Raw genomic sequence first — 24,824 nt, 5'->3', positions numbered from 1 at the left:
GACTCCTCGCCCAGCCCGCCGTCGCTGGGGCAGCATGGGTGGATGAGCGACGTCGCCGATGCCCTGCGTTCCTCCCTCGACGGCCCGTGGGCCGAGGTGCGCGAGCTCGCGCGCCGACAGATCGAGCCCGGACGGTTCGGACCACCCGAGACGGACCTGTCGACCGAGGACTACCGCGCCCGGGTCCTCGACCAGCTGCTCGACCTCGCCTCGCTGGGCTTCGCCGGGCTCGGGCTGTCGACCGACCAGGGCTCGGCCGACCAGGGAGCCTCGGTCACCGCCTTCGAGATGCTCGGGCACGGCGACCTGTCGCTCTTCGTCAAGGCAGGGGTCCAGTGGGGACTCTTCGGCGGGGCCGTGGCGGCGCTCGGCACCGAGCGGCACCACGAGCGCTACCTCGAGCCCATCGCCCAGGCGCGGCTGCTGGGCTGCTTCGCGATGACCGAGACCGGGCGCGGGTCCGACGTCCAGTCGTTGCGCACGACGATCACCCACGACCCGGCCACCGACGAGCTCGTCGTGCACACCCCCGACCCGAGCGCGCGCAAGGACTACATCGGCAACGCCGCCCGGGACGGACGGATGGCGGCCGTCTTCGGCCAGCTCGTCACCGCGGACGGCACGGGGCACGGGGTGCACTGCGTGCTCGTCCCGGTCCGGGACGACGCCGGCCGGGCCCTGCCCGGGGTGACCATCGGCGACTGCGGTGGCAAGGCCGGCCTGCCCGGCGTGGACAACGGCCGGTTCACCTTCGACCACGTGCGGGTGCCGCGCGACAACCTGCTGGACCGGTATGGCGCGATCGACGCGGAGGGCACCTACTCGTCGCCGATCGAGTCCGACGGCCGCCGCTTCTTCACCATGCTCAGCACCCTGGTGCGGGGCCGCATCACCGTGGGGGCCGCCGCCGGCTCCGCCACCCGCAACGCCCTCACCCTCGCGACGATCTACGGCCTGCACCGCCGCCAGTTCGCCGGCCCCGACGGGCAGGACGTCGTCCTCCTGGACTACCGGGTCCACCAGCGCAAGCTGCTCCCCGCCCTGGCCCGCAGCTATGCCCTGATGTACGCCCAGAACGACCTCACGAGGACGATGCACGAGGTGCTCCGGGCCGGTGACGACGCCGACGAGCGGGACCGGCGACGGCTGGAGACGCGCGCCGCGGCGCTCAAGGTGGCGTCGACGTCGCACGCCTCGACGACGATCCAGACCTGCCGCGAGGCGTGCGGTGGTGCGGGCTACCTCTCCTTCAACCGGCTGGGCAAGCTGCGCGCCGACACCGACGTGTTCACGACCTTCGAGGGCGACAACACCGTCCTGCTGCAGCTGGTCGGCAAGAGCCTGCTCACGTCCTACGCGTCCCAGTTCGAGGACCTCAACGCCGTCCAGACCGTCGCGACCGTCGCCCGCCAGGCCGGGGCGGCGCTGCTGGAGCGCACCATCAGCGGCTCGCTCGTGCAGCGGCTGCTGACCGGGGCGCCGGGCCGCGACGCCGACGACGCGCTGGGCGACCGCGGCGGCCAGCTCGCGCTCCTGACCGACCGCGAGGAGCACGTCCTGGAGACCCTGGCCGCCCGGCTGCGCCGGGCCGACCGGGACGACCCCCGTCAGGCCTGGCAGACCTTCGACGCGGCGGGGGAGCACGTCCTCGAGGCGGCCCGGGCCCACACCGACCGCATCCTGCTCGAGGCCTTCGCCGCGGCGATCGACGAGTGCCCGCCGGGGGAGGCGCACGACCTGCTCGACCTCGTGGCCGACCTGTTCGCCTGCTCGACCGTCGAGGCCCACCGGGCGTGGTACCTCGAGCACGGGCGCCTGTCGCCCGAGCAGGCCAAGCGGCTGACCGGGCGCGTGGACGACCTGCTGGCCCAGGTGCGTCCGCACGCGCAGACGCTCGTGGACGCGTTCGCCATCCCACGGGAGTGGCTCGCCAGCGACCTGCTCGACCCGCTCAGCAGCACCGAGGTCGAGGCCTCGGTGCAGGGTGCCGTCTCCGGCCAGGGCGGGATCACTACCGGGTGAGGACCACGACGGCGGGCACGACCACGCAGACCGCCAGCGCGGCCAGGGCGTGCACCACGGGGTGACGTCCCAGGGTCATCACGACCTCGTGCCGCACGACCCGCGCCCACGGCAGACCGACGGCGGGCGCGCCGGCCAGGAGCGCGGTGAGGCCGGCGCTGCGGGCCAGGTCGGCGACGCGAGGCACGTGGTAGCCGCTGGTCACCAGCACCCCCACCGCGGCCGGCCCGAGCAGGTCGGCGAGCAGCGCGCGCGTGAAGGCGACGTTCTCCTCGGTGGTGCGCGAACGGTCCTCCAGCACGATCGCGGCGTCGGGCACCCCACGGGACCGGGCGTGCTCGGCCATGGCGGCGGCCTCTGACCGGGGCTGGCCCGGTGCCTGCCCGCCGGACAGGACCAGCCGGACCTGCGGGTCCTCGGCGTGCAGGGCCGCCCACCGCTCGATGCCCGTGTCCATCCGGCGCGTCAGCAGGTCCGGCATCCGGCCGGCCTCGAGCCCGGACCCCAGGACGGCGACGTAGCGGGGGCGTTCGCGCAGCCGCAGGCGGGGGAGCAGCACGCCGACGGCGACGTAGGCCAGGGCGACCAGGACGATCCAGGCGGAGGTGGCCGCGAGGACGGCCGCGAGCAGGAGCAGGAGGGTCGCGAGCACGGCGGCGAGTCTAGGTCCGGGGGAGGGGAGGGCGTCATACGGCCGGTCCGGGTCCGTCACCGGAGATCACCCGCGATCGCGCCGGCGCGGGTCACGATCGGGCGACGATCTTGTGAAGGCGTGCACAAGTGAGGCTTGCCTAACGCGACATCGGTGCGGAGCCCTCCTAGACTCCCGAGGTGGTGCGCCTCCTGCCGGCCGTCGAGCGCGGCGGAGCACAGGAGTTGCCGACGACGGACGAGCGATGCGGAGTGGCTGTGACCTCTGGGACGATCCCACGACCTGACGGCGTGGAGAGCGCAGACGTCATCGTCGTCGGGGCCGGCCCCGGCGGCTCGGCCACCGCCACCCACCTCGCGCGGCACGGCCTGGACGTCGTCCTGCTCGACAAGGCAACCTTCCCCCGCGACAAGATCTGCGGCGACGGGCTCACCCCCCGAGCCGTCCGCGAGCTGGCGACGCTCGGCGTCCCCACCCGCGAGGAGGACGGCTGGATCCGCAACAAGGGCCTCCGCATCGTCGGCGCGGGGCAGACCTTCGAGCTGGACTGGCCGGAGAGCTCGGCCTTCCCGGGCTACGGCCTGGCCCGGGCCCGCGCCACCCTCGACGAGACCCTGGCCCGCCACGCCTCCGCGACCGGCGCCCGGCTGATGGAGGGCATGAACGTCACCGCTCCCGTCGTCGAGCGCGGCCGGGTCGTCGGTGTCCAGGCCAAGGTCATGCAGGACGGACGCGCCACCGGTGAGGTCCGCGAGCTGCGAGCCCCCGTCGTGATCGCCTCCGACGGTGTCTCGAGCCGGCTCGGCACCGCCGTCGGCCGGCAGAAGCTCGAGCGCCGCCCCATGGGCGTCGCGGCGCGCACCTACTACACGAGCCCGCGCACCAACGACGACTACATGGAGTCCTGGCTCGAGCTGTGGGTGCCCGAGGACCCGTATGCCGACCCGGCCGACCCCGACGCCAAGCGCATCCTGCTGCCCGGCTACGGCTGGATCTTCGCCCTCGGCGACGGACGGGTCAACGTGGGCCTGGGCATGCTCGACACCTCGCCCGCCTTCGGTCAGGTGGACTACAAGGACCTGCTGCGCCGCTGGGTGGCCACGCTGCCGCCCGAGTGGGAGTGCACCCCCGACACGATGACGGCGCCCATGCGGGGCGCGGCCCTGCCGATGGCCCTCAACCGTCAGCCGCTGTACGCCGACGGCCTGCTGCTCGTCGGCGACGCCGGAGGCATGGTCAACCCCTTCAACGGCGAGGGCATCGACTACGCCATGGAGGCCGGCCGGCACAGCGCCGAGGTGGTGGTGCAGGCCTTCGCCCGCAGCGACGACGCCGGGCGCGAGCGCGTGCTGCAGGCCTACCCGCGGATCATGAAGGACCAGCTCGGTGGCTACTACACGCTCGGGCGCGGCTTCGCCTCCCTGATCGGCCACCCCGAGATCATGCGGCTGGCGGTCAAGTACGGCCTGCCGCGGCGGACCCTGATGAGGCTCCTGCTCAAGGTGATGGCCAACCTCGCCGACGAGCACAGTCCCGCGCTGACCGACCGCGCCATCATGGCCCTCACCCGTCTGGTGCCCTCGTCATGACCGCCCGTGAGCGAGTGGGCGGGGCTGACCCTAGGATGAAGTCGCAGACCAACCGAAAGGGGTGCGTGGCGGGATGAGCATCAACCCGTATGTGCCGATCCTCTTCCTCTTCGCCCTCGGCATCGCCTTCGCCGTGGTGTCGGTGCTCGTCTTCGGCTTCATCGGCCCGAAGCGCTACAACCGGGCGAAGCTCGACTCCTACGAGTGCGGCATCGAGCCCAGCCCGGTCGCCCAGGGTGGGGGCCGCGTCCCGGTCAAGTACTACGTGACCGCGATGCTCTTCATCATCTTCGACGTCGAGTCGCTGTTCCTGCTGCCGTTCGCGGTGGCCTTCGACCGTCTGGGGCTCTTCGCCCTGGTCGAGATGGTGCTCTTCGTGCTGACCGTCTTCATCGCGTACGCCTACGTCTGGCGACGTGGCGGATTGGAGTGGGACTGACCCATGGGTGTGGAAGACAAGATCCCGTCGGGCATCGCCCTGACGACGCTCGAGGCCGTGGCCGGGCAGATGCTGCACCGGTCCATGTGGCCGGCGACCTTCGGCCTGGCCTGCTGCGCCATCGAGATGATGGCCTCGGGCGGCCCCGACTTCGACATCGCCCGCTACGGCATGGAGCGGTTCTCCGCGACGCCGCGGCAGGCCGACCTGATGATCGTCGCCGGCCGGTGCTCGCAGAAGTTCGCCCCCGTCGTGCGCCAGGTGTGGGACCAGATGCCCGAGCCCAAGTGGTGCATCGCCATGGGCGTCTGTGCCAGCTCCGGCGGCATGTTCAACAACTACGCGATCGTGCAGGGCGTGGACCACATCGTGCCGGTCGACGTCTACCTCCCCGGCTGCCCGCCGCGGCCGCAGATGCTGTTCAACGCCATCCTTACGCTGCACGACTACGTCAAGGCCTCGCCCCAGGGCGTCAACCGCGAGGAGGCGGCCCGGGCCGCGGAGCGGGCCGCCATGGAGGCGACCCCGCTCCACCTGCAGAAGGGTCTGCTGGCATGACCGACGACAAGCTCCCTGCCGAGGCGCAGGGCGAGGCCGCGCGCCGTCTGCCCGTCGACGGCGGGTCCCTGCGGCCCGTGGAGATGGGTCGCCGCCACGGCATGTTCGGCGGCTCGCGCGGCGGTGACACCTCCGGGTATGGCGGCCTGGTCTCCCCGGTGCTCTTCCCCGGGCAGTCCGACCGCCCCTACGGCTCGTACTTCGACCACGTCGCCGACACCCTCGAGAAGGCCCTGCTCGGCGGCTCCGCGTCGTTCGCCGAGGCCATCGACGCCGTGGTGATCGACCGCGGCGAGATGACCCTGCACGTGCGCCGCCAGCACCTGGCCGCCGTCGCGCAGGCGCTGCGCGACCACCCCGGCCTGCGCTTCGAGATGTGCACCGGCGTGTCCGGGGTCCACTACCCGCAGGTCGAGGGCGCCGAGCTGCACGCGGTCTACCACCTGCTCTCGCTCACCCACGGCTCGCGTCGCGTGCGCCTCGAGGTCAGCTGCCCCGACGCGGACCCCCACATCCCGTCCGTGACGAAGGTGTGGCCGGGAGCCAACTGGCACGAGCGCGAGACCTGGGACTTCTTCGGGATCGTCTTCGACGACCACCCGGCGCTGACCCGCATCATGATGCCGGACGACTGGCCCGGCCACCCCCAGCGCAAGGACTACCCCCTCGGCGGTGTCCCGGTGGAGTACAAGGGTGCCACCGTCCCGCCCCCCGACCAGCGGAGGTCGTACAACTGATGAGCACCGCACACAGCGAGTTCACGGCCACCGGCGGCGCCGGGCAGGACGAGGAGGGCTACGAGCTGACCTCGGTCGGCGGCGACTGGGACGACCTCGCCCAGGAGGCGATCGAGCACTCCGACGAGCGCATCGTCGTCAACATGGGCCCCCAGCACCCGTCCACGCACGGGGTGCTCCGCCTCATCCTCGAGCTGGACGCCGAGACGGTCACCGACGCCCGCGTCGGCATCGGCTACCTGCACACCGGCATCGAGAAGAACATGGAGTACCGCTCCTGGACCCAGGGCGTGACCTTCTGCACGCGCATGGACTACCTCACGCCGCTGTTCCAGGAGGCGGCCTACTGCCTCGCGATCGAGAAGCTCCTCGGCATCACCGACCAGGTCCCCGAGCGGGCCAACGTCATCCGGGTGCTGATGATGGAGCTCAACCGGATCGGCTCGCACCTGGTGTGCACCGGCACCGGCGGCATGGAGCTGGGCGCCACCACCGTGATGGAGTTCGGCTTCCGCGAGCGCGAGCGCATCCTGCGGTTCTTCGAGGCGGTCACCGGGCTGCGCATGAACCACGCCTACATCCGTCCCGGCGGCGTCATCCAGGACGTCCCCGCCGAGGCGATCCGCGACCTGCGCGCGGAGCTGCCCGACCTGCGCCGCGGCATCCACGAGCTGGAGCTGCTGATCAACGAGCAGCCCATCCTCAAGGGCCGCATGGAGAACGTCGGCTACCTCGATCTGACCGGCTGCATGGCCCTCGGCGTCACCGGCCCTATGCTCCGCGCGACCGGCTACCCCTATGACCTGCGCAAGGCCGAGCCCTACTGCGGCTACGAGACCTACGACTTCGAGGTGGCGACCTGGGACACGTCGGACGCCTACGGACGTCTGCGCCTGCGGTTCACCGAGATGTGGGAGTCGCTCAAGATCGTCGAGCAGTGCCTCGACCGCCTCGAGGCGACGCCCGGCCCGATCATGGTCGACGACAAGAAGATCGCGTGGCCGGCCCAGCTGGCCATCGGTGGCGACGGCATGGGCAACTCGCTCGAGCACATCCGCGAGATCATGGGCGAGTCGATGGAGTCCCTCATCCACCACTTCAAGCTGGTGACCGAGGGCTTCCGCGTGCCCGCGGGCCAGGCCTACCAGGCGGTCGAGTCGCCCAAGGGCGAGCTCGGCTGCCACCTCGTCTCCATGGGCGGCACCCGCCCGCACCGTGCGCACTTCCGCGACCCGGGATTCAACAACCTGCAGACCGTGGCTGCCATGTGCGAGGGCGCCCAGGTGGCCGAGGTCATCGTCGCCGTCGCCTCCGTCGACCCGGTGCTCGGAGGAGTGGACCGCTGATGTCAGCTTTCGATGCCCCCAACTACGGCACCCAGCCCAACCACCTCGAGCAGCCCTGGGAGCCCGAGGTCGCGGAGCGTCTGCGCACCGACGCGGCCGCCGTGGTCGCGCGCTACCCGCAGAAGCGCTCGGCGCTCCTGCCGCTGCTGCACCTGGTGCAGAGCGTGGACGGCTACGTCTCCACCCGCGGCATCGAGCTCGCGGCCGAGTTCGCCGGGGTGACGGCGGCCGAGGCGTCCGGCGTGGCCACCTTCTACACGCAGTACAAGCGGCACCGCAACGGCGACTACCTCGTCGGCGTGTGCACGAACTCCCTGTGCGCGGTCATGGGCGGCGACCAGATCTGGGACGACATCAGCGACTACCTCGGCGTGGGTCACGACGAGACGACGGCCGACGGCACGATCACGCTCGAGCGCCTCGAGTGCAACGCCGCGTGCGACTTCGCCCCTGTGGTGATGACCAACTGGGAGTTCTTCGACAACATGACGCCGCGGTCGACGCGCGAGCTCGTCGACGCGCTGCGTTCCGGTCAGGCCGTCCGCCCCACCCGCGGACCGGACCGCGTGCACACCTTCAAGGAGGTGTCGCGCGTGCTCGCCGGCTTCCTCGACGGGCACGCGGACGAGGGCCCCAGCGGTGGCGTCGCGACGATGCGTGGCCTGCGCATCGCCCGTGAGCACGGCTGGGACATGCCCTCGTCCGCCCGCGCGGGCGAGGAGGCCACCGGGCCCGTCCCCGGCGCCGACGGTGCCGGCAGCAGCGAGAGCGGCAAGGTCGACGCCCAGCCCGGACCGGGCGAGAAGCAGAGCTCCGCCGAGGCCGAGGCCGCCGCGGGCAAGAGCTCCGAGGCCAAGCATCCCGCGACGTCGCCCGTCGACGACCAGGCGTCCGCCGGCAACACCTCCGACCCCAAGGGGGACACCAAGTGACCACCACCGAGCTGACCCCCGTCCTCACCCGCACCTGGGACCAGGAGCGCTCGTGGACGCTGGCGACCTACGAGGCCAAGGCCGAGGGCTACCAGGCCCTGCGCAAGGCCCTGTCGATGGAGCCCGACGCCGTGCTGGGCGCGGTCAAGGACTCCAACATCCGCGGCCGCGGAGGCGCCGGGTTCCCCACGGGGCTCAAGTGGAGCTTCATGGCACCCCCGGACGGCGGACCCCGCTACATCGTGGTCAACGCGGACGAGTCGGAGCCGGGCACCTGCAAGGACATCCCGCTCATGATGGCGGCGCCCCACCACCTCATCGAGGGCCTCGCGATCGCCACCCACGCGGTGCAGGGCGAGCTGGGCTTCATCTACCTCCGTGGTGAGGTCGTCCACGTCTACCGCCGCCTGCTGCGCGCGGTGGAGGAGGCCCGCGCCGCGGGCTACCTCGGCGACAACGCCATGGGCACCGGCAAGCGGATCGACATCGTCGTCCACGCCGGCGCCGGCGCCTACATCTGCGGCGAGGAGACCGCCCTGCTCGACTCGCTCGAGGGTCGTCGCGGGCAGCCGCGCCTGAAGCCCCCCTTCCCCGGGGCTCAGGGGCTGTACGCCCGTCCGACCTCGGTCAACAACGTCGAGTCCATCGCCTCCGTGCCGGGCATCCTGCTGCACGGCCCCGAGTGGTTCAAGGGCATGGGCACCGAGAAGTCCGCCGGCCACGGCATCTTCTCCGTCTCCGGCCACGTCACCAGCCCGGGCCAGTTCGAGGCCCCCTTCGGCATCACCATGCGCGAGCTGATCGAGCTGTGCGGCGGCATGCGCGACGGGCGTCGCCTGAAGTTCTGGACCCCCGGCGGCTCGTCGACGCCGATCTTCACCGAGGAGCACCTCGACGTCCCGCTCGACTTCGACTCTGTCGCCGCCGCCGGCTCGATGCTCGGCACCCGCGCGCTGCAGGTGTTCGACGAGACCGTGTCCGTCGTGCGGGTCGTCTCCCGCTGGACCGACTTCTACCGACACGAGTCCTGCGGCAAGTGCACCCCCTGCCGCGAGGGCACCTGGTGGCTCAAGCAGATCATGGAGCGGCTCGAGGTCGGCCAGGGCCACGAGGGCGACATCGAGAAGCTCCTCGACATCTGCGACAACGTCCTGGGCCGCTCCTTCTGCGCGCTCGGCGACGCCGCCACCACGCCGATCTCCTCGGCCATCAAGCACTTCCGCGAGGAGTTCGAGGCCGGCATGCACACGCCGTGGTACGACCTCTTCCCGCCGGAGGCCTCCACTCTCTTCGCGAAGGAGACGGTGTCCCGATGACCGCCCCCACCACCAGCGCCGCCGACCTGGTCACGCTGACCATCGACGGTGTGGAGGTCCGCGCGCCCAAGGGCACGCTGATCATCCGGGCCGCCGAGCAGATCGGCATCCAGATCCCGCGCTTCTGCGACCACCCCCTGCTGGACCCGGCCGGTGCCTGCCGGCAGTGCCTCGTCGAGGTGGCGACGCCGGGGCGTGACGGCAAGATCGCTCCGATGCCCAAGCCCCAGGCGGCCTGCACCATGACGATCGCGCCGGGCATGGAGGTCAAGACCCAGCTGACCTCGCCCGTGGCCGAGAAGGCCCAGGACGGCGTGATGGAGCTGCTGCTCATCAACCACCCCCTGGACTGCCCGGTGTGCGACAAGGGTGGCGAGTGCCCGCTGCAGAACCAGGCGATGAGCAACGGGCGCGCCACCTCGCGCTTCGAGGATGTCAAGCGGACCTACGCCAAGCCCGTCAACATCTCCTCGCAGGTGCTCCTGGACCGTGAGCGGTGCGTCCTGTGCCAGCGGTGCACGCGCTTCTCGGAGCAGATCGCCGGAGACCCCTTCATCTCGCTGACCGAGCGCGGCGCGGCCTCGCAGATCGGCATCTACCAGGAGAAGCCCTTCCAGTCCTACTTCTCCGGCAACACCGTGCAGATCTGCCCGGTGGGCGCCCTCACGGGAGCGGCCTACCGGTTCCGGTCTCGACCGTTCGACCTCGTCTCCACCCCCGGCACGTGCGAGCACTGCGCGTCCGGCTGCTCCATCCGCACCGACCACCGCCGCGGCGTGGTCCTGCGCCGCCTCGCCTCCAACAACCCGGAGGTCAACGAGGAGTGGAACTGCGACAAGGGTCGCTGGGCCTTCCAGTACGCCACGCAGGCCGACCGCCTCGACATGCCGCTCGTGCGGCGCGAGGACGGGGAGCTGCACGTCGCCTCCTGGCCCGAGGCGCTCGCCGTCGCCGCGGCCGGGCTCGAGCGGGCCCGCAGCTCGGGCGTTCTGGTCGGCGGCCGGACCTCGATCCATGACGCCTACGCCTACAGCAAGTTCGCGCGGACGGTCCTCGGCACCAACTCGATCGACTTCCGGGCCCGTCCCCACTCCGTGGAGGAGGCCGAGTTCCTGGCGTCCCACGTGGCGCTCACGGCGCCCGACCACGGCGCGGTGACCTACGCGGACCTCGAGCAGGCCAAGGTCGTCCTCCTGGTGGGTCTGGAGCCCGAGGACGAGTCGCCCATCGTGTTCCTGCGCCTGCGCAAGGCCTTCCGCAAGAACCGCCTCAAGATCTACACCGTGGCGCCGTACGCCTCCCGGGGCACGACCAAGCTCGGGGGCACCGTCCTGCAGGCGGCGCCCGGCCTCGAGGGCGAGGTCCTCTCCGCGGTGCGTGACGCCCAGGGCGTCTTCGCCGACGCGGGCACCGCGCTGCGCGAGGCCGGCTCCGACGCCGTGATCCTCGTGGGCGAGCGGCTCGCGGCCACCTCGGGCGGCTACTACGCCGCGATGGACGTCGCCCGCGCCACCGGCGCTCGTCTTGCCTGGATCCCGCGCCGTGCCGGGGAGCGGGGGGCGCTCGAGACCGGCTGCCTGCCCGGCCTCCTGCCCGGCGGCCGTCCCGTCACCGCCGAGGGCCTTGCCTCCCTGGCGCAGACCTGGGACGACGCGACGCTGCCCACCGAGCCCGGCCTCGACACGTCGTCGATGCTGCGCGCAGCCGCCGACGGCGAGCTGGACGCCCTGGTGGTGGGCGGTGTCGACGCGGATGACCTGCCGGACCCGAGGACGGCCCGCGAGGGCCTCGAGCGCGCCTTCGTGGTGTCGCTGGAGCTGCGTGAGTCCTCGGTGACGCGGCTCGCCGACGTCGTGCTGCCCGTCGCCGCCTTCTCCGAGAAGTCCGGCGCGTTCCTCGACTGGGAGGGCCGCGTGGGTCCGTTCCAGGCGGCGATCGAGACCGAGCTGATGAGCGACTACCGCGTCCTCGACCTCCTGGCCGGGGAGCTGGGCTCCTACCTCGGGGCCCGCACCTTCGCCCAGGTCGAGCGCGAGATGCACCGCCTCGGCCCCTGGACGGGCGCGCGGACGGGCGTCAACCCGGTGGCCCCCGTGGCTCCGGGCCGCACCGGCTCGGGCCGCGCGGTCCTCGCGACCTGGCACGAGCTGCTCGACGGCGGCTCGCTGCAGGACGGCGAGCCCTACCTCGCCGGCACGGCCGTCGAGCCCGTGGCTCGCATGTCCGTCGCCACCGCCGAGGCCGCAGGCCTGGCCGAGGGCGAGGTCGTCACCGTGCAGTCCGACGCCGGGACCGTGACCTACCCCGTCCGGATCACCGAGGACATGGCCGACCACGTCGTGTGGATCCCCACCAGCTCCGCGGGCCAGTCGGTCCGCTCTCGCCTCGTCGCCGACAACGGCGACGTCGTCACGCTGACGAAGGGTGTTGCGCAGTGAGCACTTTCCCGACCCTCGCGGCCACCGCCCTCGGGGGCGCCAACCGGCTCGCGACGGAGCTGGCCCCCGGCGGCACCTACCGCGCGGACTTCAGCGACACCCCCTGGTGGCTGACGCTGATCAAGGCCCTGCTCGTGTTCGTCTACCTGCTGCTCAGCGTCGTCGTGGTGATCTGGTTCGAGCGCCGCATCGTGGGATTCCTCCAGCAGCGTCCAGGTCCCAACCGGTTCGGCCCGGGCGGCATCTTCCAGACCCTCGCGGACGGCTTCAAGCTGGTGTGGAAGGAGACGTTCACGCCGGCCAACGCCGACAGGTTCATGTACAACCTGGCGCCCATCATCGCGGGGTCGACGGCGTTCGTCGGGTTCTCGATCATCCCCCTGGCGGGCGAGGTCAACCTCTTCGGCCACCGCACGCCCCTGCAGCTGACCGACGGCCCCGTCGCGGTGCTGCTGGTGCTCGCGGCCGGGTCGATCGCCGCCTACGGCTTCATCCTCGCCGGCTGGTCCAGCGGGTCGACCTATCCGCTCCTCGGTGGCCTGCGCTCCACCGCCCAGGTGATCTCCTACGAGATCGCGATGGGTCTCTCCCTCGTCGCGGTGTTCCTGTATGCCGGATCCATGTCCACCTCGGAGATCGTCGCCAAGCAGGCGAGCCTGTGGTTCCTGATCCCGGCGATCTTCTCGTTCATCGTCTACGTCATCTGCATGTTCGGCGAGACCAACCGCCTGCCGTTCGACCTCGCCGAGGGCGAGGGCGAGATCGTCGGTGGCTACCACACCGAGTACTCCGGCATGAAGTTCGGGATGTTCTTCCTCGGCGAGTACGTCAACATGTTCACGGTCTCGGCCCTGGCCACCACGCTCTTCCTGGGCGGCTGGCAGGCACCGCCGCCGCTGACGCTGATCAACGACGGCATGCTCAACCACGGCTGGTGGGGGCTGCTGTGGTTCACCCTCAAGCTGTGGGGCTTCATGTTCTTCTTCGTGTGGGTGCGCGGCACCCTGCCCCGCACGCGCTACGACCACTTCATGGCCTTCGGCTGGAAGCTCCTGATCCCGCTCACCCTGGTGTGGGTCATGGCTGTCGCCTTCGTGCGCGCCGCCATGCTCGGTCACCTCGGCGACACCGCGATCACCGCCTTCGGTCGGTCGTTCTACGTCTCCCTGCTGATCATCATCGGGGTCTTCCTCCTGGGAGCGGTCGTGGCGACCTGGCTGATCGAGAGCCGCAACGAGTCCCGTCGCGAGGCCGCGCGCCCCGAGCAGCCCGCCGAGATCGACCCCTTCGCCGGTGGCCACCCCGTGCCGCCGATGCCCGGCCAGACGCTGCGCGAGCCCACGCTCTCGAGCCACCGCACGGTGACCGCCGCTCCGGCCACCGGCCGCAGCTCCGCGAACGACCACGAGGAGGACCACCGTGGCTGACTCCAAGCCCGAGCCCGGCAGCTCGCTCGACCCCGCGTCCCGCACGGGCGGCGAGGTCAGCCGTGAGCACCGCGCCGCGCAGGACGAGCGCCCCAGGGCCAACCCCCTGATCGAGGCATTGGGCCCGCAGGCCGGCTTCGGCGTGAGCCTGCGGACCTTCTTCCGCAAGCGCTACACCGAGGAGTACCCCGAGGTGAAGCGCCCCACCGCGGCGCGCTTCCACGGCCGTCACCAGCTCAACCGCCACCCTGACGGCCTCGAGAAGTGCGTCGGGTGCGAGCTGTGCGCGTGGGCCTGCCCGGCGGACGCAATCCTCGTCGAGGGCGCTGACAACACCGAGGAGGCGCGGTTCTCGCCCGGCGAGCGCTACGGCCGCGTCTACCAGATCAACTACCTGCGCTGCATCTTCTGCGGCCTGTGCATCGAGGCCTGCCCGACCCGCGCGCTCACGATGACCAACTTCTACGAGCTGGCCGACCACACCCGCGGCGAGATGATCTTCGAGAAGCACCAGCTGCTCGCCCCCGTGCAGGAGGGCATGATCGCCGCCCCGCACCCGATGGTGGAGGGCATGGAGGAGCGCGACTACTTCCGGGGTCGGGTCACCAAGGCCACCCCCGCGCAGCAGTCCTGGGTGGACGAGCACGAGGCCCACCCGGCCGACGGCACGGCGCCCACCGGCGACCCCGTCGAGGGCGTCGACACGATCAGCTCCGGCCGGCAGGCCACCCGAGACTCGGTGAAGGGAGTCCGGCGATGACCTCCAGCGGCGAGGCCGTCTTCTTCTGGATCTCGTCGATCGTCTGCGTGCTCGCGGCGCTCGGCCTGGTCTTCGCCCGCAAGGCGGTCTACGCCGCCATGAGCATGGCCGTGATCATGGTCAACCTCGGCGCCATCTACCTCGCCCAGGGGGCTGACTTCCTCGGCATCGTCCAGGTCGTCGTCTACACCGGCGCCGTGATGATGCTCTTCCTGTTCGTCCTGATGATGATCGGCGTCGACTCGGCGGACTCGACGGTGGAGACCCACAAGGGGATCCGCGTCTGGGGCGTGCTGCTGGGCCTCGGCCTCGGCGCGCTGCTGATCGCCGTCATCGGCCAGTCCCGGCTGCCCGCCCCCGTCGGCCTGGACGAGGCCAACGCCGGCGGCAACGTCAACGGCCTCGCGGACCTGATCTTCGGGCCGTACGTCTGGACCTTCGAGCTCACGTCCGCCCTCCTGATCACCGCGGCCCTGGCGGCCATGGTGCTCGCCCACCGCGAGCGCCTCATCCCCAAGACGACGCAGCGGGTCTACGCGGAGCGGCGGTTCAAGACCGGTCGGTTCCCCGCCGGCAAGCCGGCGCCCGGTGTCTACGCCCGGCACAACGCCGTCGACACCCCCGCCCTCCTGCCGGACGGCACCCCGTCCGAGCTGTCCGTCTCCGCCGTGCTGGAGGCCCGGGACCAGGTGGCGCAGCCCGGCCAGTTCGAGGACATCGAGCACGCCATCGAGCGCGAGATCGAGGAGGGGCGCACCCGATGAGCCTCATGAACTACATCTACCTGGCGACGATCCTGTTCAGCCTCGGCGCGGTGACCGTGCTGGTGCGACGCAACGCGATCATCGTCTTCATGGGCGTCGAGCTCATGCTCAACGCAGCCAACCTCGCCTTCGTGACGTTCGCGCGCATGCACGGCACGCTCGAGGGCCAGGCCATCGCTCTGTTCGTGATGGTGGTGGCGGCGGCCGAGGTCGTGGTCGGCCTGGCCATCATCATGTCCATCTTCCGCGCGCGCCGGTCGGCCTCGGTCGACGACGCCAACCTGCTGAAGCTGTAAAGGAGCGACTGGCGTGACTCTGCTCAGTACCTCGGCCCTCCTCGCCGCGGAGGGCGCTGCCCCCGTGGTGGAGGCGACCGACGTCGCGTCCTGGGGGTGGTTGCTCATCGCCCTCCCGCTCCTCGGCGCTGCGCTCCTGCTCGTCGGCGGACGGATGACCGACAGGTTCGGCCCCGGCCTGGCCACCCTGCTGTCCTGGGGATCCTTCGCCGTCGGCCTGATGATCTTCCTGCAGATGCTCGGGGCCGACCCCGAGCAGCGGTCCATGACCAAGGACCTGTGGCACTGGGTGCCGGCGGGCGGCTTCGACCTGAAGGCCGGGATCCTGCTCGACCCGCTCTCGATCGCGTTCGTCCTGCTCGTGACCTTCGTCGGATCGCTCATCCACGTCTATTCGCTCGGCTACATGGAGCACGACCCCGACAAGCGCCGGTTCTTCGCCTACCTCAACCTGTTCGTCGCGGCGATGCTCACCCTCGTGCTCGGCAACTCCTACCTGATGCTCTTCGTCGGGTGGGAGGGCGTCGGCCTGGCGTCCTACCTGCTCATCGGCTTCTGGAACTGGAACCCGCCGTACGCCTCGGCCGCCAACAAGGCCTTCATCGCCAACCGGGTCGGCGACGTGGGCATGATCGTCGCGATGATGGCGATGTTCGCCGCCTTCGGGACGGTGTCCTTCGCCGGCGTCGACGCGGGCGTCCAGCACGCCAGCCCCGCCCTGCTGACCTTCATCGGCCTGGCCCTGCTGCTGGCGGCCTGCGGCAAGTCGGCACAGTTCCCGCTGCAGTCCTGGCTCGGTGACGCCATGGCCGGTCCCACCCCGGTGTCCGCCCTGATCCACGCGGCGACGATGGTCACCGCCGGCGTCTACCTGGTGGTCCGGTCGCACGCGATCTTCAACGCGGCGCCGAACGCCCAGCTCGCCGTCACGATCGTCGGAGCCATCACGCTGACGCTCGGCGCGATCATCGGCTGCGCCAAGGACGACATCAAGAAGGCCCTGGCCGCATCGACGATGTCCCAGATCGGCTACATGATGCTCGCCGCGGGCCTGGGCCCGGTGGGCTACGCCTTCGCGATCTTCCACCTGCTGACGCACGGCTTCTTCAAGGCCGGGATGTTCCTCGGGGCCGGCTCGGTCATGCACGGCATGGGGGACCGGGTCGACATGCGCACCTTCGGCAACCTGTCCGGCAAGATGCCGACCACCTGGCTCACCTTCGGTGCCGGCTGGCTGGCCATCATCGGCTTCCCGTTCCTGTCGGGCTTCTGGTCCAAGGACAAGATCATCGAGGCCGCGTTCATCGGCGAGGGCTGGCGACCCTGGGTCTTCGGCTCGGTCACCATGCTCGTCGCGGGGCTGACCGCGTTCTACATGTCCCGCCTGTTCTTCATGACCTTCCAGGGCCGCCGCCGCTGGCTGGCGCAGGACCACCCGCACGAGTCCCCGGCCACCATGACGGTGCCGATGATCATCCTCGCCATCGGCTCGGTCGCGCTCGGCTTCGTCCTCAACTTCTTCGGCTTCACCCACTGGCTCGAGCCGGTCGTCGGCGGGCACGGCGAGGAGCACCCGGTCCTCCCGGTCCTCGCGATCACCCTCCTGACCCAGCTGCTCATGGTGATCGGCGTGGCCGTCGCCTGGATGAAGTACTGGCGCGACGAGGTGCCCGTCGTGGCACCCCGCGGCTCGGTCCTCACCCGCGCTGCGCGTCGCGACTTCTACCAGGACGACGTCAACGACGGCCTGTTCGTCCGGCCCGGCAACGGCCTCATCAGCGGCCTGCGCTCGGCGGACAAGAACGGCGTCGACGGCGGGGTGCTGGGGCTCGGCGAGGTCGTCGAGGCCACGTCCAACGGCGTCCGCAAGCTGCAGAACGGCTTCGTTCGCTCCTACGCCCTGACGATGCTCGCCGGCGTCGTCGCGATCCTCCTTGCTCTGTGGGTGGTGCAGTGATGTCCAACGTCCCCTGGTTGACCGCGATGCTGGTGATTCCCCTCGTGGGATCGCTGGTCGTGGCCTGCCTCCCGTCCTCTCTCGCGAGCAAGGCCAAGCAGGTCGCGCTGGGCTTCTCGCTCGTGACCCTGGTGGTCGGGATCGTCGCGGCGCTGCGCTTCGACACCGACTCGAGCGCGCTGCAGCTCACCGAGCAGCACCAGTGGATCCCGTCCTTCGGCGTGTCCTACGCCGTGGGGGTCGACGGCATCTCGCTGAGCCTGATCCTCATGTCCCTCGTCCTCGCCCCGGTGTGCATCCTGGCCGCCTGGCACGACGCGCCCGAGGGCGGCAGCAGGGAGAAGACCTACTTCGCGCTGCTGCTGTCGCTGGTGCCGTTCATGGTGGGCGTCTTCGCCGCGACCGACGTCTTCCTGTTCTACGTGTTCTTCGAGGCCATGCTGGTCCCGGTCTACTTCCTCGTGGCCGGCTACGGCGGAGCCCGCCGCCGCCAGGCCGCGCTGAAGTTCCTGCTGTTCTCGCTGGCCGGCGGCCTGGTCATGCTCGTGGCCCTGATCGCGCTGTACGTCCACGGCCCCGGTGGCGCCGACGGCTTCATGATCACCCGCCTGGTCGGGCTCGAGATGAGCCCGATGGCCGAGCGCCTGATGTTCGTGGGCTTCTTCATCGCCTTCGCGATCAAGGCCCCGATGTGGCCGCTGCACACCTGGCTGCCCGACACGGCCGAGGAGGCCACCCCGGCCACCTCCACGCTGCTCGTCGGTGTCCTGGACAAGATCGGCACCTTCGGGATGCTGCGCTTCTGCCTCCCCTTCTTCCCGGACGCGTCCCGCTGGGCCGCCCCGGCGATCCTGGTGCTGGCCCTGATCTCGATCTTCTACGGCGCCTTCCTCGCGATCGGCAGCAAGGACATGCTGCGGCTGATCTCCTACACCTCGATCAGCCACTTCGGCTTCATCGTGCTGGGGATCTTCGCCTTCACGATCACCGGCGGCAACGGCTCGGCGCTCTACATGGTCAACCACGGCTTCACCACCGCGGCGCTCTTCCTGATCGTGGGCATGCTGATCCGCCGTGGTGGCAGCGCCAAGATCCCGGCCTACGGCGGCTGGCAGCGGGTCACCCCGGCCCTGGCCGGGTGCTTCCTGGTCGCGGGTCTCTCCGGTCTGGCCCTGCCGCCCCTCGGAGCCTTCGTGTCCGAGTACCTCGTCCTCGTCGGGACCTACCAGCGGCACCACGTGATCGGCGGCATCGCCGCGGTCGCGGTCATCCTCGCGGCGCTCTACATCCTGCTGATGTACCAGCGCGTGTTCACCGGCCCCCGGCCCGAGGGTGTCGACCGGGTCCGTGACCTGACCGGCCGCGAGAAGGTCGTCATCGTGCCGCTGATCGCGAGCTTCCTCGTGCTCGGCCTGTGGCCGAAGCCCGCGCTGGACGTCGTCAACCCGGCCATCACCAAGACCCTGCAGACGGTCGGCATCGCCGACCCCGCGCCGTCGACCGGCGCGCAGGCCACCTCCGAGGGGAGTGCCAAGTGAGTGCGTTGGTCAGCAGCCTGGTGGCTGTGACCGGACTGTCCGGTATGCCGCAGGCCGTCCTGCCTGCCGCGGACTTCCAGGTGACGTCCATCGACTACGCGGCCGTGTCGCCCGTCCTCGTCGTGGCGATCGCCGCGCTGGTCGGTGTGCTCGTGGAGGCCTTCGTCAAGCGCGAGCTGCGCTACCGTGTGCAGGTCGTCGTGGCGCTGCTGGGTCTGCTCGGCGCCTTCGCCGCCCTCGTGACGTGCGCCAACGACGGCTGGGTCTCGACCGCCGCGGGTGCCGTCGTGGTCGACGGGCCGACGCTCCTGATCCAGGGTGCGCTGCTGATCCTCGGTGTGATGAGCGTCCTGACGATGGCCGAGCGGTTCGACTCGTCCGCGCCGGACGCGTTCACGCAGTCCGCGTCGTCCGCCCCCGGCTCGCACGGGGAGTCGATGGCCCTGCGTCTCGGCGCCACCACCACCGAGGTCTTCCCCCTCACGATGCTGTCCATGGTCGGCATGCTGCTCTTCCCGGCAGCCGGTGACCTGGTCGTGATGTTCGTGGCGCTGGAGGTCCTCTCGCTCCCGCTGTACGTCCTCGCCGGGCTGGCCCGCCGCCGCCGCCTGCTGTCGCAGGAGGCCGCGCTGAAGTACTTCCTGCTGGGTGCGTTCTCGTCCGGGTTCTTCCTGTTCGGCGCCGCCCTGCTCTACGGCTACTCGGGCACCGTGCGGCTGGCGGGCATCTCCCGCGCCATCGGCACGACGATCGGCATGGAGGGGCTCCTGCTGCCGGGTGCCTTCTTCCTCATGGTGGGTCTGCTCTTCAAGGTCGGCGCCGTGCCGTTCCACTCGTGGACGCCGGACGTCTACCAGGGCGCCCCGACGCCGGTCACGGGCTTCATGGCCGCCTGCACCAAGCTGGCGGCGTTCGGCGCCCTGCTGCGCCTGCTCTACGTCGGCCTCGCCGGCGACCGGTGGTCCTACCTGCCGGGCCTGTGGGTCGTCGCGATCCTGACGATGGTGGTCGGTGCCGTCCTGACGGTCACGCAGACCGACATGAAGCGGCTGCTCGCCTACTCCTCCATCGCCCACGCCGGCTTCATCCTGGTCGGGGTGCTGTCGTTCGACCGCAGCGGCGTGATCGGCACGATCTTCTACCTCGTGGCCTACGGCTTCATGACCATCGCGGCGTTCGCCATCGTCTCCCTGGTCCGCCGTGGCGGGTCCGAGGCGACCACGATCTCGCAGTGGTCCGGGCTCGGACGCAGGCACCCGGTGACGGCCGCGGTGTTCAGCTTCCTCATGCTGGCCTTCGCGGGCATCCCGCTGACGTCGGGCTTCACCGCGAAGTTCGCCGCGTTCTACCCCGCCGTCGCCCACGGTGGGGGCATGGGCACCGTCCTCGCCGTCGTCGGCGTCCTGTGCTCGCTCGTCACCGCGTTCGCCTACCTGCGGGTGGTGGGTGCGCTCTGGCACGGCGACCGCGACGGCTTCACGGCCGAGGTCGTCATGCCGTCCGTGGGGAGCACCATCGCCATCGCCCTCGGCGTGACGGTCACCCTGGTCCTCGGAGTCTTCCCGACCCCGCTGCTGGACCTGGCCGGACGTGCGGCCACGTTCCTCCCATGACGGGCATGCCGCTTCCCGTCGGGACGCCCGCCGAGGGCGCCCCGACCGTCGCCCTGGCCACGATGCCGGGGGCGAGCCCCGAGCTCATGGACCGGCTCACCTCGGGGCTGCAGTCCGTCGAGGCCCGGATCCGGGCCGAGGTCGACCACGAGGACCCCTTCATCGCCGGGGCCTCCGCGCACCTGCTGTCGGCGGGCAAGCGGTTCCGTCCCATCCTCACGCTGCTCGCCGCCGAGCTGGGCGGCGGCTTCAGCCGCGACGTCGAGACCGCCGCCGCGGCCGTGGAGCTGACCCACCTGGCGAGCCTCTACCACGACGACGTCATGGACGAGGCCGAGATGCGCCGCGCGGTGGTGTCCGCCAACGCCGCCTACGGCAACTCCACGGCGATCCTCGTGGGGGATCTCCTCTTCGGGACCGCGTCCAAGATGATCGCCGAGCTCGGGCCCCTCGGGGTCCGCATCCAGGCCGAGACCTTCGTGCGCCTGTGCTCGGGCCAGATCCGTGACGACCGCGCCTGCCCCGAGGGGACGGACCCGGTCGACTACTACCTCGGCGTGCTCGAGGACAAGACCGGGGTGCTCATCGCCACCGCGGCGCGCTACGGCGCCATGTTCTCCGGGGCGGGGGAGGAGGCCGAGCGCATCCTCGAGGCCTACGGCGAGAAGCTCGGTGTCGCCTTCCAGCTGGCCGACGACCTGCTGGACATCACCTCTGACGACTCCGGCAAGGAGCCCGGCACCGACCTGCGCGAGGGTGTCGACACCCTGCCGGTGCTCTACGTCAAGGCGTCCACCGACCCCGCCGACGCCCGTCTGCAGGAGCTGCTGTCCTCGGACCTGCGCACCGACGCCCAGGCGCACGCCGAGGCCCTGGGGCTGCTGCGCACCCACCCGGCGCTGGATCGCGCCCAGGCCTACACCCGTCAGGTCGCCGAGGAGGCCCAGCGAGTCCTGGACCCGCTGGGCGACGGCGAGGCGGTCCGGGCCCTCCGTGCTCTCGCGGCCAGCGTGGTGGACCGCGAGGTCTAGCCCTACCTGTCGGTAGGCCGGTGAGGACAATCACGCCCCAGGAGGGGCGGCCGCGCCCTAGAGTGCGCTCATGACCGCCTCCGCCCCGGCCCGGGACCTGCGCGCCGACGAGCTGCGTCTCGCCCTCGCCGGACGGGAGGCGCCGTTCGCCGTCGTCGACCTCGATGCGTGGGACGCCAACGCCCAGGACCTGCTGCGACGGGCCGGGCGGCTGCCCGTCCGGCTCGCGACGAAGTCGGTGCGATGTCGTGCCCTGGTGGAGCGGGCCCTCTCCCGGGGATTCAGCGGCGTCCTGACCTACAGCCTCGACGAGGCACTGTGGCTCGCCGACCAGGGGGTCGACGACCTGCTCGTGGCCTACCCGCCGGTCGGTCTCGACTCGCTCTCGCGCCTCGCCACGCACCCCCGTCGCGACACGGTGACCGTGATGATCGACCACCCCGATCACGTCACGCGTCTCGCCGCGGTGGTGCGAGAGGCCTCGGCCGGCCCGATCCGCGTGTGCCTGGACCTCGACGCATCGCTGAGGATCGGCCCCGTGCACCTGGGGGTGCGACGCTCCTGCCTGCGGACCCCCGAGGCCGCCGCGGCCGCCGCGCGGGCGGTCCTCGCCCGCCCCGAGCTGCGCCTGGTCGGCGTCATGTCCTACGACGCCCAGGTCGCCGGGCTCCAGGACAGCTCGCCCGCGGTCCGGCTCGTCAAGGCGGCGTCGGTCCGCGAGCTCCTGGGACGTCGTGCGGCGGTGGTGACCGCCGTCGAGGACGTGCTGGGTCACCCCCTCGAGCTGGTCAACGGCGGCGGCACGGGCAGCCTGCACCTCTTCGCCGACGGACCCGGCCACCACCGAGCTGGCGGCCGGCTCAGGACTGATGTCACCGCGCCTATTCGACGGCTACGACGCCTTCCGCCACCGGCCCGCGGCGTGGTTCGTGCTCCCGGTGGTGCGGCGACCCGCGAGGCGCGTGGCGACGTGCTTCTCCGGGGGCTATGCCGCCAGCGGCGCGGCGGGACGCGACCGGCTGCCGAGCCCGGTGTCGCCATACGGCCTCCCGCTGCTCGGGGCCGAGGGCGCCGGGGAGGTCCAGACGCGCGTGACCGGACGAGCCGCCGAGGACCTGCGGATCGGCGACCACGTGTGGTTCCGGCACGCCAAGGCCGGCGAGCTGTGCGAGCGCGTGGACCGGCTGCTGCTGGTCAGCGGGACAGAGGTGGTCGACGAGGTGCCGACCTATCGCGGCAAGGGGAGGGCCTTCGGATGAGCACGTGGACCAACTGGAGCGGCAACCAGAGCTGCCGACCCGCGCGGGTCCTCACCCCCGTGGGGGTGGACGAGGTGGCGCAGGTCATGGCCGACGCCGCTCGAGACGGGCTGCGGGTCAAGCCGATCGGGGCCGGGCACTCGTTCACCGCCATCGGCCTCACCGACGGCGTCCAGGTCAGCCTCGACGCGCACACCGGGCTGGTCGCCGTCGACCGGGACTACGGCCGGGTGCGGGTGCGTGCCGGGACGCGCCTGTGCGACCTCAACGCGCTCCTGGAGGCGCAGGGGCTGGCCATGGCCAACCTCGGCGACATCGACCGGCAGTCCGTCGCGGGCGCGCTGTCGACCGGCACCCACGGCACCAGGCCACCCTGCCCGGGCTGGCCGGCCTCGTGGAGGCGCTGGAGATCGTGACCCCGGACGGGCGCGTGCGCCGGTGCGACCGGCAGCGTGACCCGGACCTGTTCCACGCGGCGGGCGTCGGGCTGGGCGCCCTCGGCATCGTCACCGAGGTGACGCTCGCGTGCGTACCGGCCTTCCGCATCGAGGCGCGGGAGGAGCCGGCCGGCCTGAGCGCCGTGCTCGCGCAGCTGGACGAGCACGTCGACGGGCACGACCACTTCGAGATGTTCTGGTTCCCGCACACCGACCGGGTCCTCGCCAAGCACAACCGGCGCCTGGCCCCCGACGACACCTCCGGCAAGGCCCTTCCGCGCTGGCGCTACCTGCTGGACGACCAGCTGCTGTCCAACGGTGTCTTCGACCTGACCTGCCGGCTGTCGGCGCGCGTGCCCGCCACCACGCGGCCCATCAACGCCGTCGCGAGCCGGGCCCTGTCGGCCCGCACCTACACGGACTCCTCCTACCGGGTGTTCGCCAGCCCGCGGACGGTCCGCTTCACCGAGAGCGAGTATGCCGTGCCGCGTGCCGCCCTCCCGGAGGTGCTGCGGGACCTGGACCGGTTCATCGAGCGCTCGCGCGAGCACGTGGCCTTCCCGGTGGAGATCCGGTTCGCCGCCGCCGACGACGCGTGGCTCTCGACGGGCTACGAGCGGGCCAACGCCTACGTCGCCGTCCACCACCACCGCTCGGTCGACCCCCGCCGCTACTTCGCGGCCTTCGAGCAGGTCGTCGCCGCCCACGACGGTCGCCCGCACTGGGGCAAGATGCACACGCTCGGCGTCGACCGGCTGCTCGAGCTCTACCCCCGGCTCCCGGACTTCCTGCGGCTGCGCGACGAGCTCGATCCCGACCGGCTGCTCGGCAACGACTACCTCACCCAGGTCCTCGGCAGGTGACGCCAGCAGGGTGGCGCCACGGGGCGCCGGGCGCACGCGGGTAGTCTGGGCGCGGCGGGGCCGTCCCGTCCCGGACCGCTGGAGGACCCCGCACGCATGTCGACCGTCGAGGTGGCGCACCCCGCCGCACCCCACGGCCACGGCGGCGGTCGCGCCCGTCGGGGCGTTCGTGCCACGTGGTCCCGGGCCACCCGCGAGGAGCGGGGCGTGGGACTCGCCTCGCTGGGTCTCGTGCTGTGGTTCCTGGTGCGGGTGCGGTCGGGGGCCGACCTCTACGACGGCTCGCACGTCATCGCCCTCGCGCAGCGCATCGCCCAGGGCGACCGGTTGTTCGCCGACGAGATGAACGCGCAGGCCGTCGGCTCCGCCGCCGGGGCGCCGTTCGTGTGGGCGTGGACGCACCTGTTCGGGCAGGCCTACCTCGTCCTGGCCTACCGCTACTGCTACATCGTGGTGGCCGTCCTGGTCGGTGTGCTGTGCTACCGCGCCCTGCGCACGCGGTTGCGCCCGCTCGTCGCGTTCCCCGCCGTGGCGGGAGCGTTGATGGTGACGAGCTACCACGTGGTCGGGCTGTCCTACAACACCGTCCCCACGCTGGCCATGGTCGTCCTCACCTGCTGCGGCCTCGCGGCGGTGCTGGGCCCCGGGGCGAGCGCCCGGCGCTGGGTGGTGCCCGTCGGACTGACCGCCCCCCTCGGCGCGGTCAGCCTGCAGTCCCTGCTCCCCGCCGTGGGGCTCAGCCTGCTCGTGCTCGTCGTGCTCCTGTGGCGGGGGGGGGGGCGCGGCGCCGTGCTCTGGCTCGTCGGGGCCGCCCCGGGGGGCACCCCCCCCCCGCCGGCCTACCGCCGCT

General features: G+C 71.5%; 22 protein-coding genes and 1 pseudogene. 22 read left to right on the top strand and 1 reads right to left on the bottom strand.

What is annotated here, in order from left to right:
* The first annotated feature begins 42 nt into the window (after positions 1 to 42).
* Complete coding sequence (locus B2P18_RS15370) at positions 43 to 2,022, top strand: acyl-CoA dehydrogenase (protein WP_286961475.1); 1,980 nt, start codon at positions 43 to 45, stop codon at positions 2,020 to 2,022.
* On the opposite strand, the gene B2P18_RS15365 is transcribed toward B2P18_RS15370, so the two are convergent.
* Positions 2,012 to 2,734 carry a YdcF family protein gene (locus B2P18_RS15365; RefSeq protein WP_286961474.1) on the bottom strand — a complete coding sequence of 241 codons (723 nt, stop codon included), beginning with the start codon at positions 2,732 to 2,734 and terminating at the stop codon, positions 2,012 to 2,014. The genes B2P18_RS15370 and B2P18_RS15365 overlap by 11 nt on opposite strands.
* Before the next feature lie 230 nt (positions 2,735 to 2,964).
* Between B2P18_RS15365 and B2P18_RS15360 the strand changes: the two genes are divergently transcribed.
* From B2P18_RS15360 to B2P18_RS15270, 21 genes and pseudogenes are all read left to right on the top strand, one after another.
* The gene (locus tag B2P18_RS15360; RefSeq protein WP_240483962.1) at positions 2,965 to 4,263 is read left to right on the top strand and encodes a geranylgeranyl reductase family protein; all 1,299 of its coding nucleotides are present in this window, start codon (positions 2,965 to 2,967) and stop codon (positions 4,261 to 4,263) included.
* Between the two features lie 79 nt (positions 4,264 to 4,342).
* The gene (locus tag B2P18_RS15355; protein WP_029211290.1) at positions 4,343 to 4,702 is read left to right on the top strand and encodes an NADH-quinone oxidoreductase subunit A; all 360 of its coding nucleotides are present in this window, start codon (positions 4,343 to 4,345) and stop codon (positions 4,700 to 4,702) included.
* Positions 4,703 to 4,705: 3 nt separating this feature from the next.
* On the top strand, positions 4,706 to 5,260 hold the full coding sequence (locus B2P18_RS15350; protein WP_029211289.1) for an NADH-quinone oxidoreductase subunit B: 555 nt from the start codon (positions 4,706 to 4,708) through the stop codon (positions 5,258 to 5,260).
* Positions 5,257 to 5,997: an NADH-quinone oxidoreductase subunit C gene (locus B2P18_RS15345; protein ID WP_019286417.1), complete on the top strand. Its 741-nt coding sequence runs from the start codon at positions 5,257 to 5,259 to the stop codon at positions 5,995 to 5,997. Before B2P18_RS15350 ends, B2P18_RS15345 begins: the two co-directional genes overlap by 4 nt.
* Complete coding sequence (locus B2P18_RS15340; RefSeq protein WP_019286416.1) at positions 5,997 to 7,343, top strand: NADH-quinone oxidoreductase subunit D; 1,347 nt, start codon at positions 5,997 to 5,999, stop codon at positions 7,341 to 7,343. Before B2P18_RS15345 ends, B2P18_RS15340 begins: the two co-directional genes overlap by 1 nt.
* Complete coding sequence (nuoE, locus tag B2P18_RS15335; RefSeq protein WP_239263095.1) at positions 7,343 to 8,275, top strand: NADH-quinone oxidoreductase subunit NuoE; 933 nt, start codon at positions 7,343 to 7,345, stop codon at positions 8,273 to 8,275. The genes B2P18_RS15340 and nuoE overlap by 1 nt, the downstream gene beginning before the upstream one ends.
* A complete protein-coding gene (gene nuoF, locus B2P18_RS15330) occupies positions 8,272 to 9,591 on the top strand; it encodes an NADH-quinone oxidoreductase subunit NuoF (protein ID WP_029211287.1) in 1,320 nt (439 codons plus the stop codon). The genes nuoE and nuoF overlap by 4 nt, the downstream gene beginning before the upstream one ends.
* The gene (locus tag B2P18_RS15325) at positions 9,588 to 12,029 is read left to right on the top strand and encodes an NADH-quinone oxidoreductase subunit G (RefSeq protein WP_239263099.1); all 2,442 of its coding nucleotides are present in this window, start codon (positions 9,588 to 9,590) and stop codon (positions 12,027 to 12,029) included. The genes nuoF and B2P18_RS15325 overlap by 4 nt, the downstream gene beginning before the upstream one ends.
* A gap of 59 nt (positions 12,030 to 12,088) precedes the next feature.
* On the top strand, positions 12,089 to 13,456 hold the full coding sequence (gene nuoH / locus B2P18_RS15320) for an NADH-quinone oxidoreductase subunit NuoH (RefSeq protein ID WP_286961489.1): 1,368 nt from the start codon (positions 12,089 to 12,091) through the stop codon (positions 13,454 to 13,456).
* A complete protein-coding gene (gene nuoI, locus B2P18_RS15315) occupies positions 13,449 to 14,216 on the top strand; it encodes an NADH-quinone oxidoreductase subunit NuoI (protein WP_019286411.1) in 768 nt (255 codons plus the stop codon). The genes nuoH and nuoI overlap by 8 nt, the downstream gene beginning before the upstream one ends.
* Positions 14,213 to 14,980 carry an NADH-quinone oxidoreductase subunit J gene (locus B2P18_RS15310; RefSeq protein ID WP_019286410.1) on the top strand — a complete coding sequence of 256 codons (768 nt, stop codon included), beginning with the start codon at positions 14,213 to 14,215 and terminating at the stop codon, positions 14,978 to 14,980. The genes nuoI and B2P18_RS15310 overlap by 4 nt, the downstream gene beginning before the upstream one ends.
* Positions 14,977 to 15,276, top strand: coding sequence for an NADH-quinone oxidoreductase subunit NuoK (gene nuoK, locus B2P18_RS15305; RefSeq protein ID WP_019286409.1), 300 nt, complete (start codon positions 14,977 to 14,979; stop codon positions 15,274 to 15,276). Before B2P18_RS15310 ends, nuoK begins: the two co-directional genes overlap by 4 nt.
* 13 nt (positions 15,277 to 15,289) lie before the next feature.
* A complete protein-coding gene (nuoL, locus tag B2P18_RS15300) occupies positions 15,290 to 17,233 on the top strand; it encodes an NADH-quinone oxidoreductase subunit L (RefSeq protein WP_029211284.1) in 1,944 nt (647 codons plus the stop codon).
* On the top strand, positions 17,233 to 18,771 hold the full coding sequence (locus B2P18_RS15295) for an NADH-quinone oxidoreductase subunit M (RefSeq protein WP_019286407.1): 1,539 nt from the start codon (positions 17,233 to 17,235) through the stop codon (positions 18,769 to 18,771). Before nuoL ends, B2P18_RS15295 begins: the two co-directional genes overlap by 1 nt.
* A gap of 44 nt (positions 18,772 to 18,815) precedes the next feature.
* Complete coding sequence (gene nuoN, locus B2P18_RS15290) at positions 18,816 to 20,384, top strand: NADH-quinone oxidoreductase subunit NuoN (protein ID WP_286961488.1); 1,569 nt, start codon at positions 18,816 to 18,818, stop codon at positions 20,382 to 20,384.
* Between the two features lie 5 nt (positions 20,385 to 20,389).
* On the top strand, positions 20,390 to 21,415 hold the full coding sequence (locus tag B2P18_RS15285; protein WP_286961473.1) for a polyprenyl synthetase family protein: 1,026 nt from the start codon (positions 20,390 to 20,392) through the stop codon (positions 21,413 to 21,415).
* Positions 21,416 to 21,485: 70 nt separating this feature from the next.
* A pseudogene (locus B2P18_RS18795) lies at positions 21,486 to 22,034 on the top strand (alanine racemase); the annotation flags it as partial.
* A gap of 250 nt (positions 22,035 to 22,284) precedes the next feature.
* The gene (locus B2P18_RS18790) at positions 22,285 to 22,674 is read left to right on the top strand and encodes a hypothetical protein (protein ID WP_019286404.1); all 390 of its coding nucleotides are present in this window, start codon (positions 22,285 to 22,287) and stop codon (positions 22,672 to 22,674) included.
* Positions 22,671 to 23,090 (top strand): FAD-binding protein, encoded by a 420-nt coding sequence (locus tag B2P18_RS18785; protein WP_308191363.1) that lies wholly within the window; start codon positions 22,671 to 22,673, stop codon positions 23,088 to 23,090. The genes B2P18_RS18790 and B2P18_RS18785 overlap by 4 nt, the downstream gene beginning before the upstream one ends.
* Entirely contained in the window at positions 23,069 to 23,974 is a 906-nt protein-coding gene (locus B2P18_RS15275) for a D-arabinono-1,4-lactone oxidase (RefSeq protein ID WP_349677491.1), read from the top strand. The genes B2P18_RS18785 and B2P18_RS15275 overlap by 22 nt, the downstream gene beginning before the upstream one ends.
* Before the next feature lie 96 nt (positions 23,975 to 24,070).
* A partial coding sequence (locus B2P18_RS15270; protein ID WP_286961472.1) for a hypothetical protein occupies positions 24,071 to 24,824 on the top strand: 754 nt, incomplete at its 3' end.

It is taken from the genome of Arsenicicoccus sp. UBA2120, from assembly GCF_002330965.1.
Lineage (GTDB): Bacteria > Actinomycetota > Actinomycetes > Actinomycetales > Dermatophilaceae > Arsenicicoccus > Arsenicicoccus bolidensis.
The sequence above is the reverse complement of the archived record's forward strand: the minus strand, read 5'-3'. Positions and strand labels throughout refer to the sequence as shown.

Coding starts and splice junctions, on each gene's coding strand:
- B2P18_RS15350 (WP_029211289.1), top strand. CDS start 4,706: ATGGGTGTGGAAGACAAGATCCCGTCGGGCATCGCCCTGACGACGCTC.
- B2P18_RS15285 (WP_286961473.1), top strand. CDS start 20,390: ATGCCGCTTCCCGTCGGGACGCCCGCCGAGGGCGCCCCGACCGTCGCC.
- B2P18_RS15370 (WP_286961475.1), top strand. CDS start 43: ATGAGCGACGTCGCCGATGCCCTGCGTTCCTCCCTCGACGGCCCGTGG.
- nuoE (WP_239263095.1), top strand. CDS start 7,343: ATGTCAGCTTTCGATGCCCCCAACTACGGCACCCAGCCCAACCACCTC.
- B2P18_RS15340 (WP_019286416.1), top strand. CDS start 5,997: ATGAGCACCGCACACAGCGAGTTCACGGCCACCGGCGGCGCCGGGCAG.
- B2P18_RS18790 (WP_019286404.1), top strand. CDS start 22,285: ATGTCACCGCGCCTATTCGACGGCTACGACGCCTTCCGCCACCGGCCC.
- B2P18_RS15295 (WP_019286407.1), top strand. CDS start 17,233: ATGTCCAACGTCCCCTGGTTGACCGCGATGCTGGTGATTCCCCTCGTG.
- B2P18_RS15325 (WP_239263099.1), top strand. CDS start 9,588: ATGACCGCCCCCACCACCAGCGCCGCCGACCTGGTCACGCTGACCATC.
- B2P18_RS18785 (WP_308191363.1), top strand. CDS start 22,671: ATGAGCACGTGGACCAACTGGAGCGGCAACCAGAGCTGCCGACCCGCG.
- nuoK (WP_019286409.1), top strand. CDS start 14,977: ATGAGCCTCATGAACTACATCTACCTGGCGACGATCCTGTTCAGCCTC.
- nuoN (WP_286961488.1), top strand. CDS start 18,816: ATGCCGCAGGCCGTCCTGCCTGCCGCGGACTTCCAGGTGACGTCCATC.
- B2P18_RS15310 (WP_019286410.1), top strand. CDS start 14,213: ATGACCTCCAGCGGCGAGGCCGTCTTCTTCTGGATCTCGTCGATCGTC.
- B2P18_RS15345 (WP_019286417.1), top strand. CDS start 5,257: ATGACCGACGACAAGCTCCCTGCCGAGGCGCAGGGCGAGGCCGCGCGC.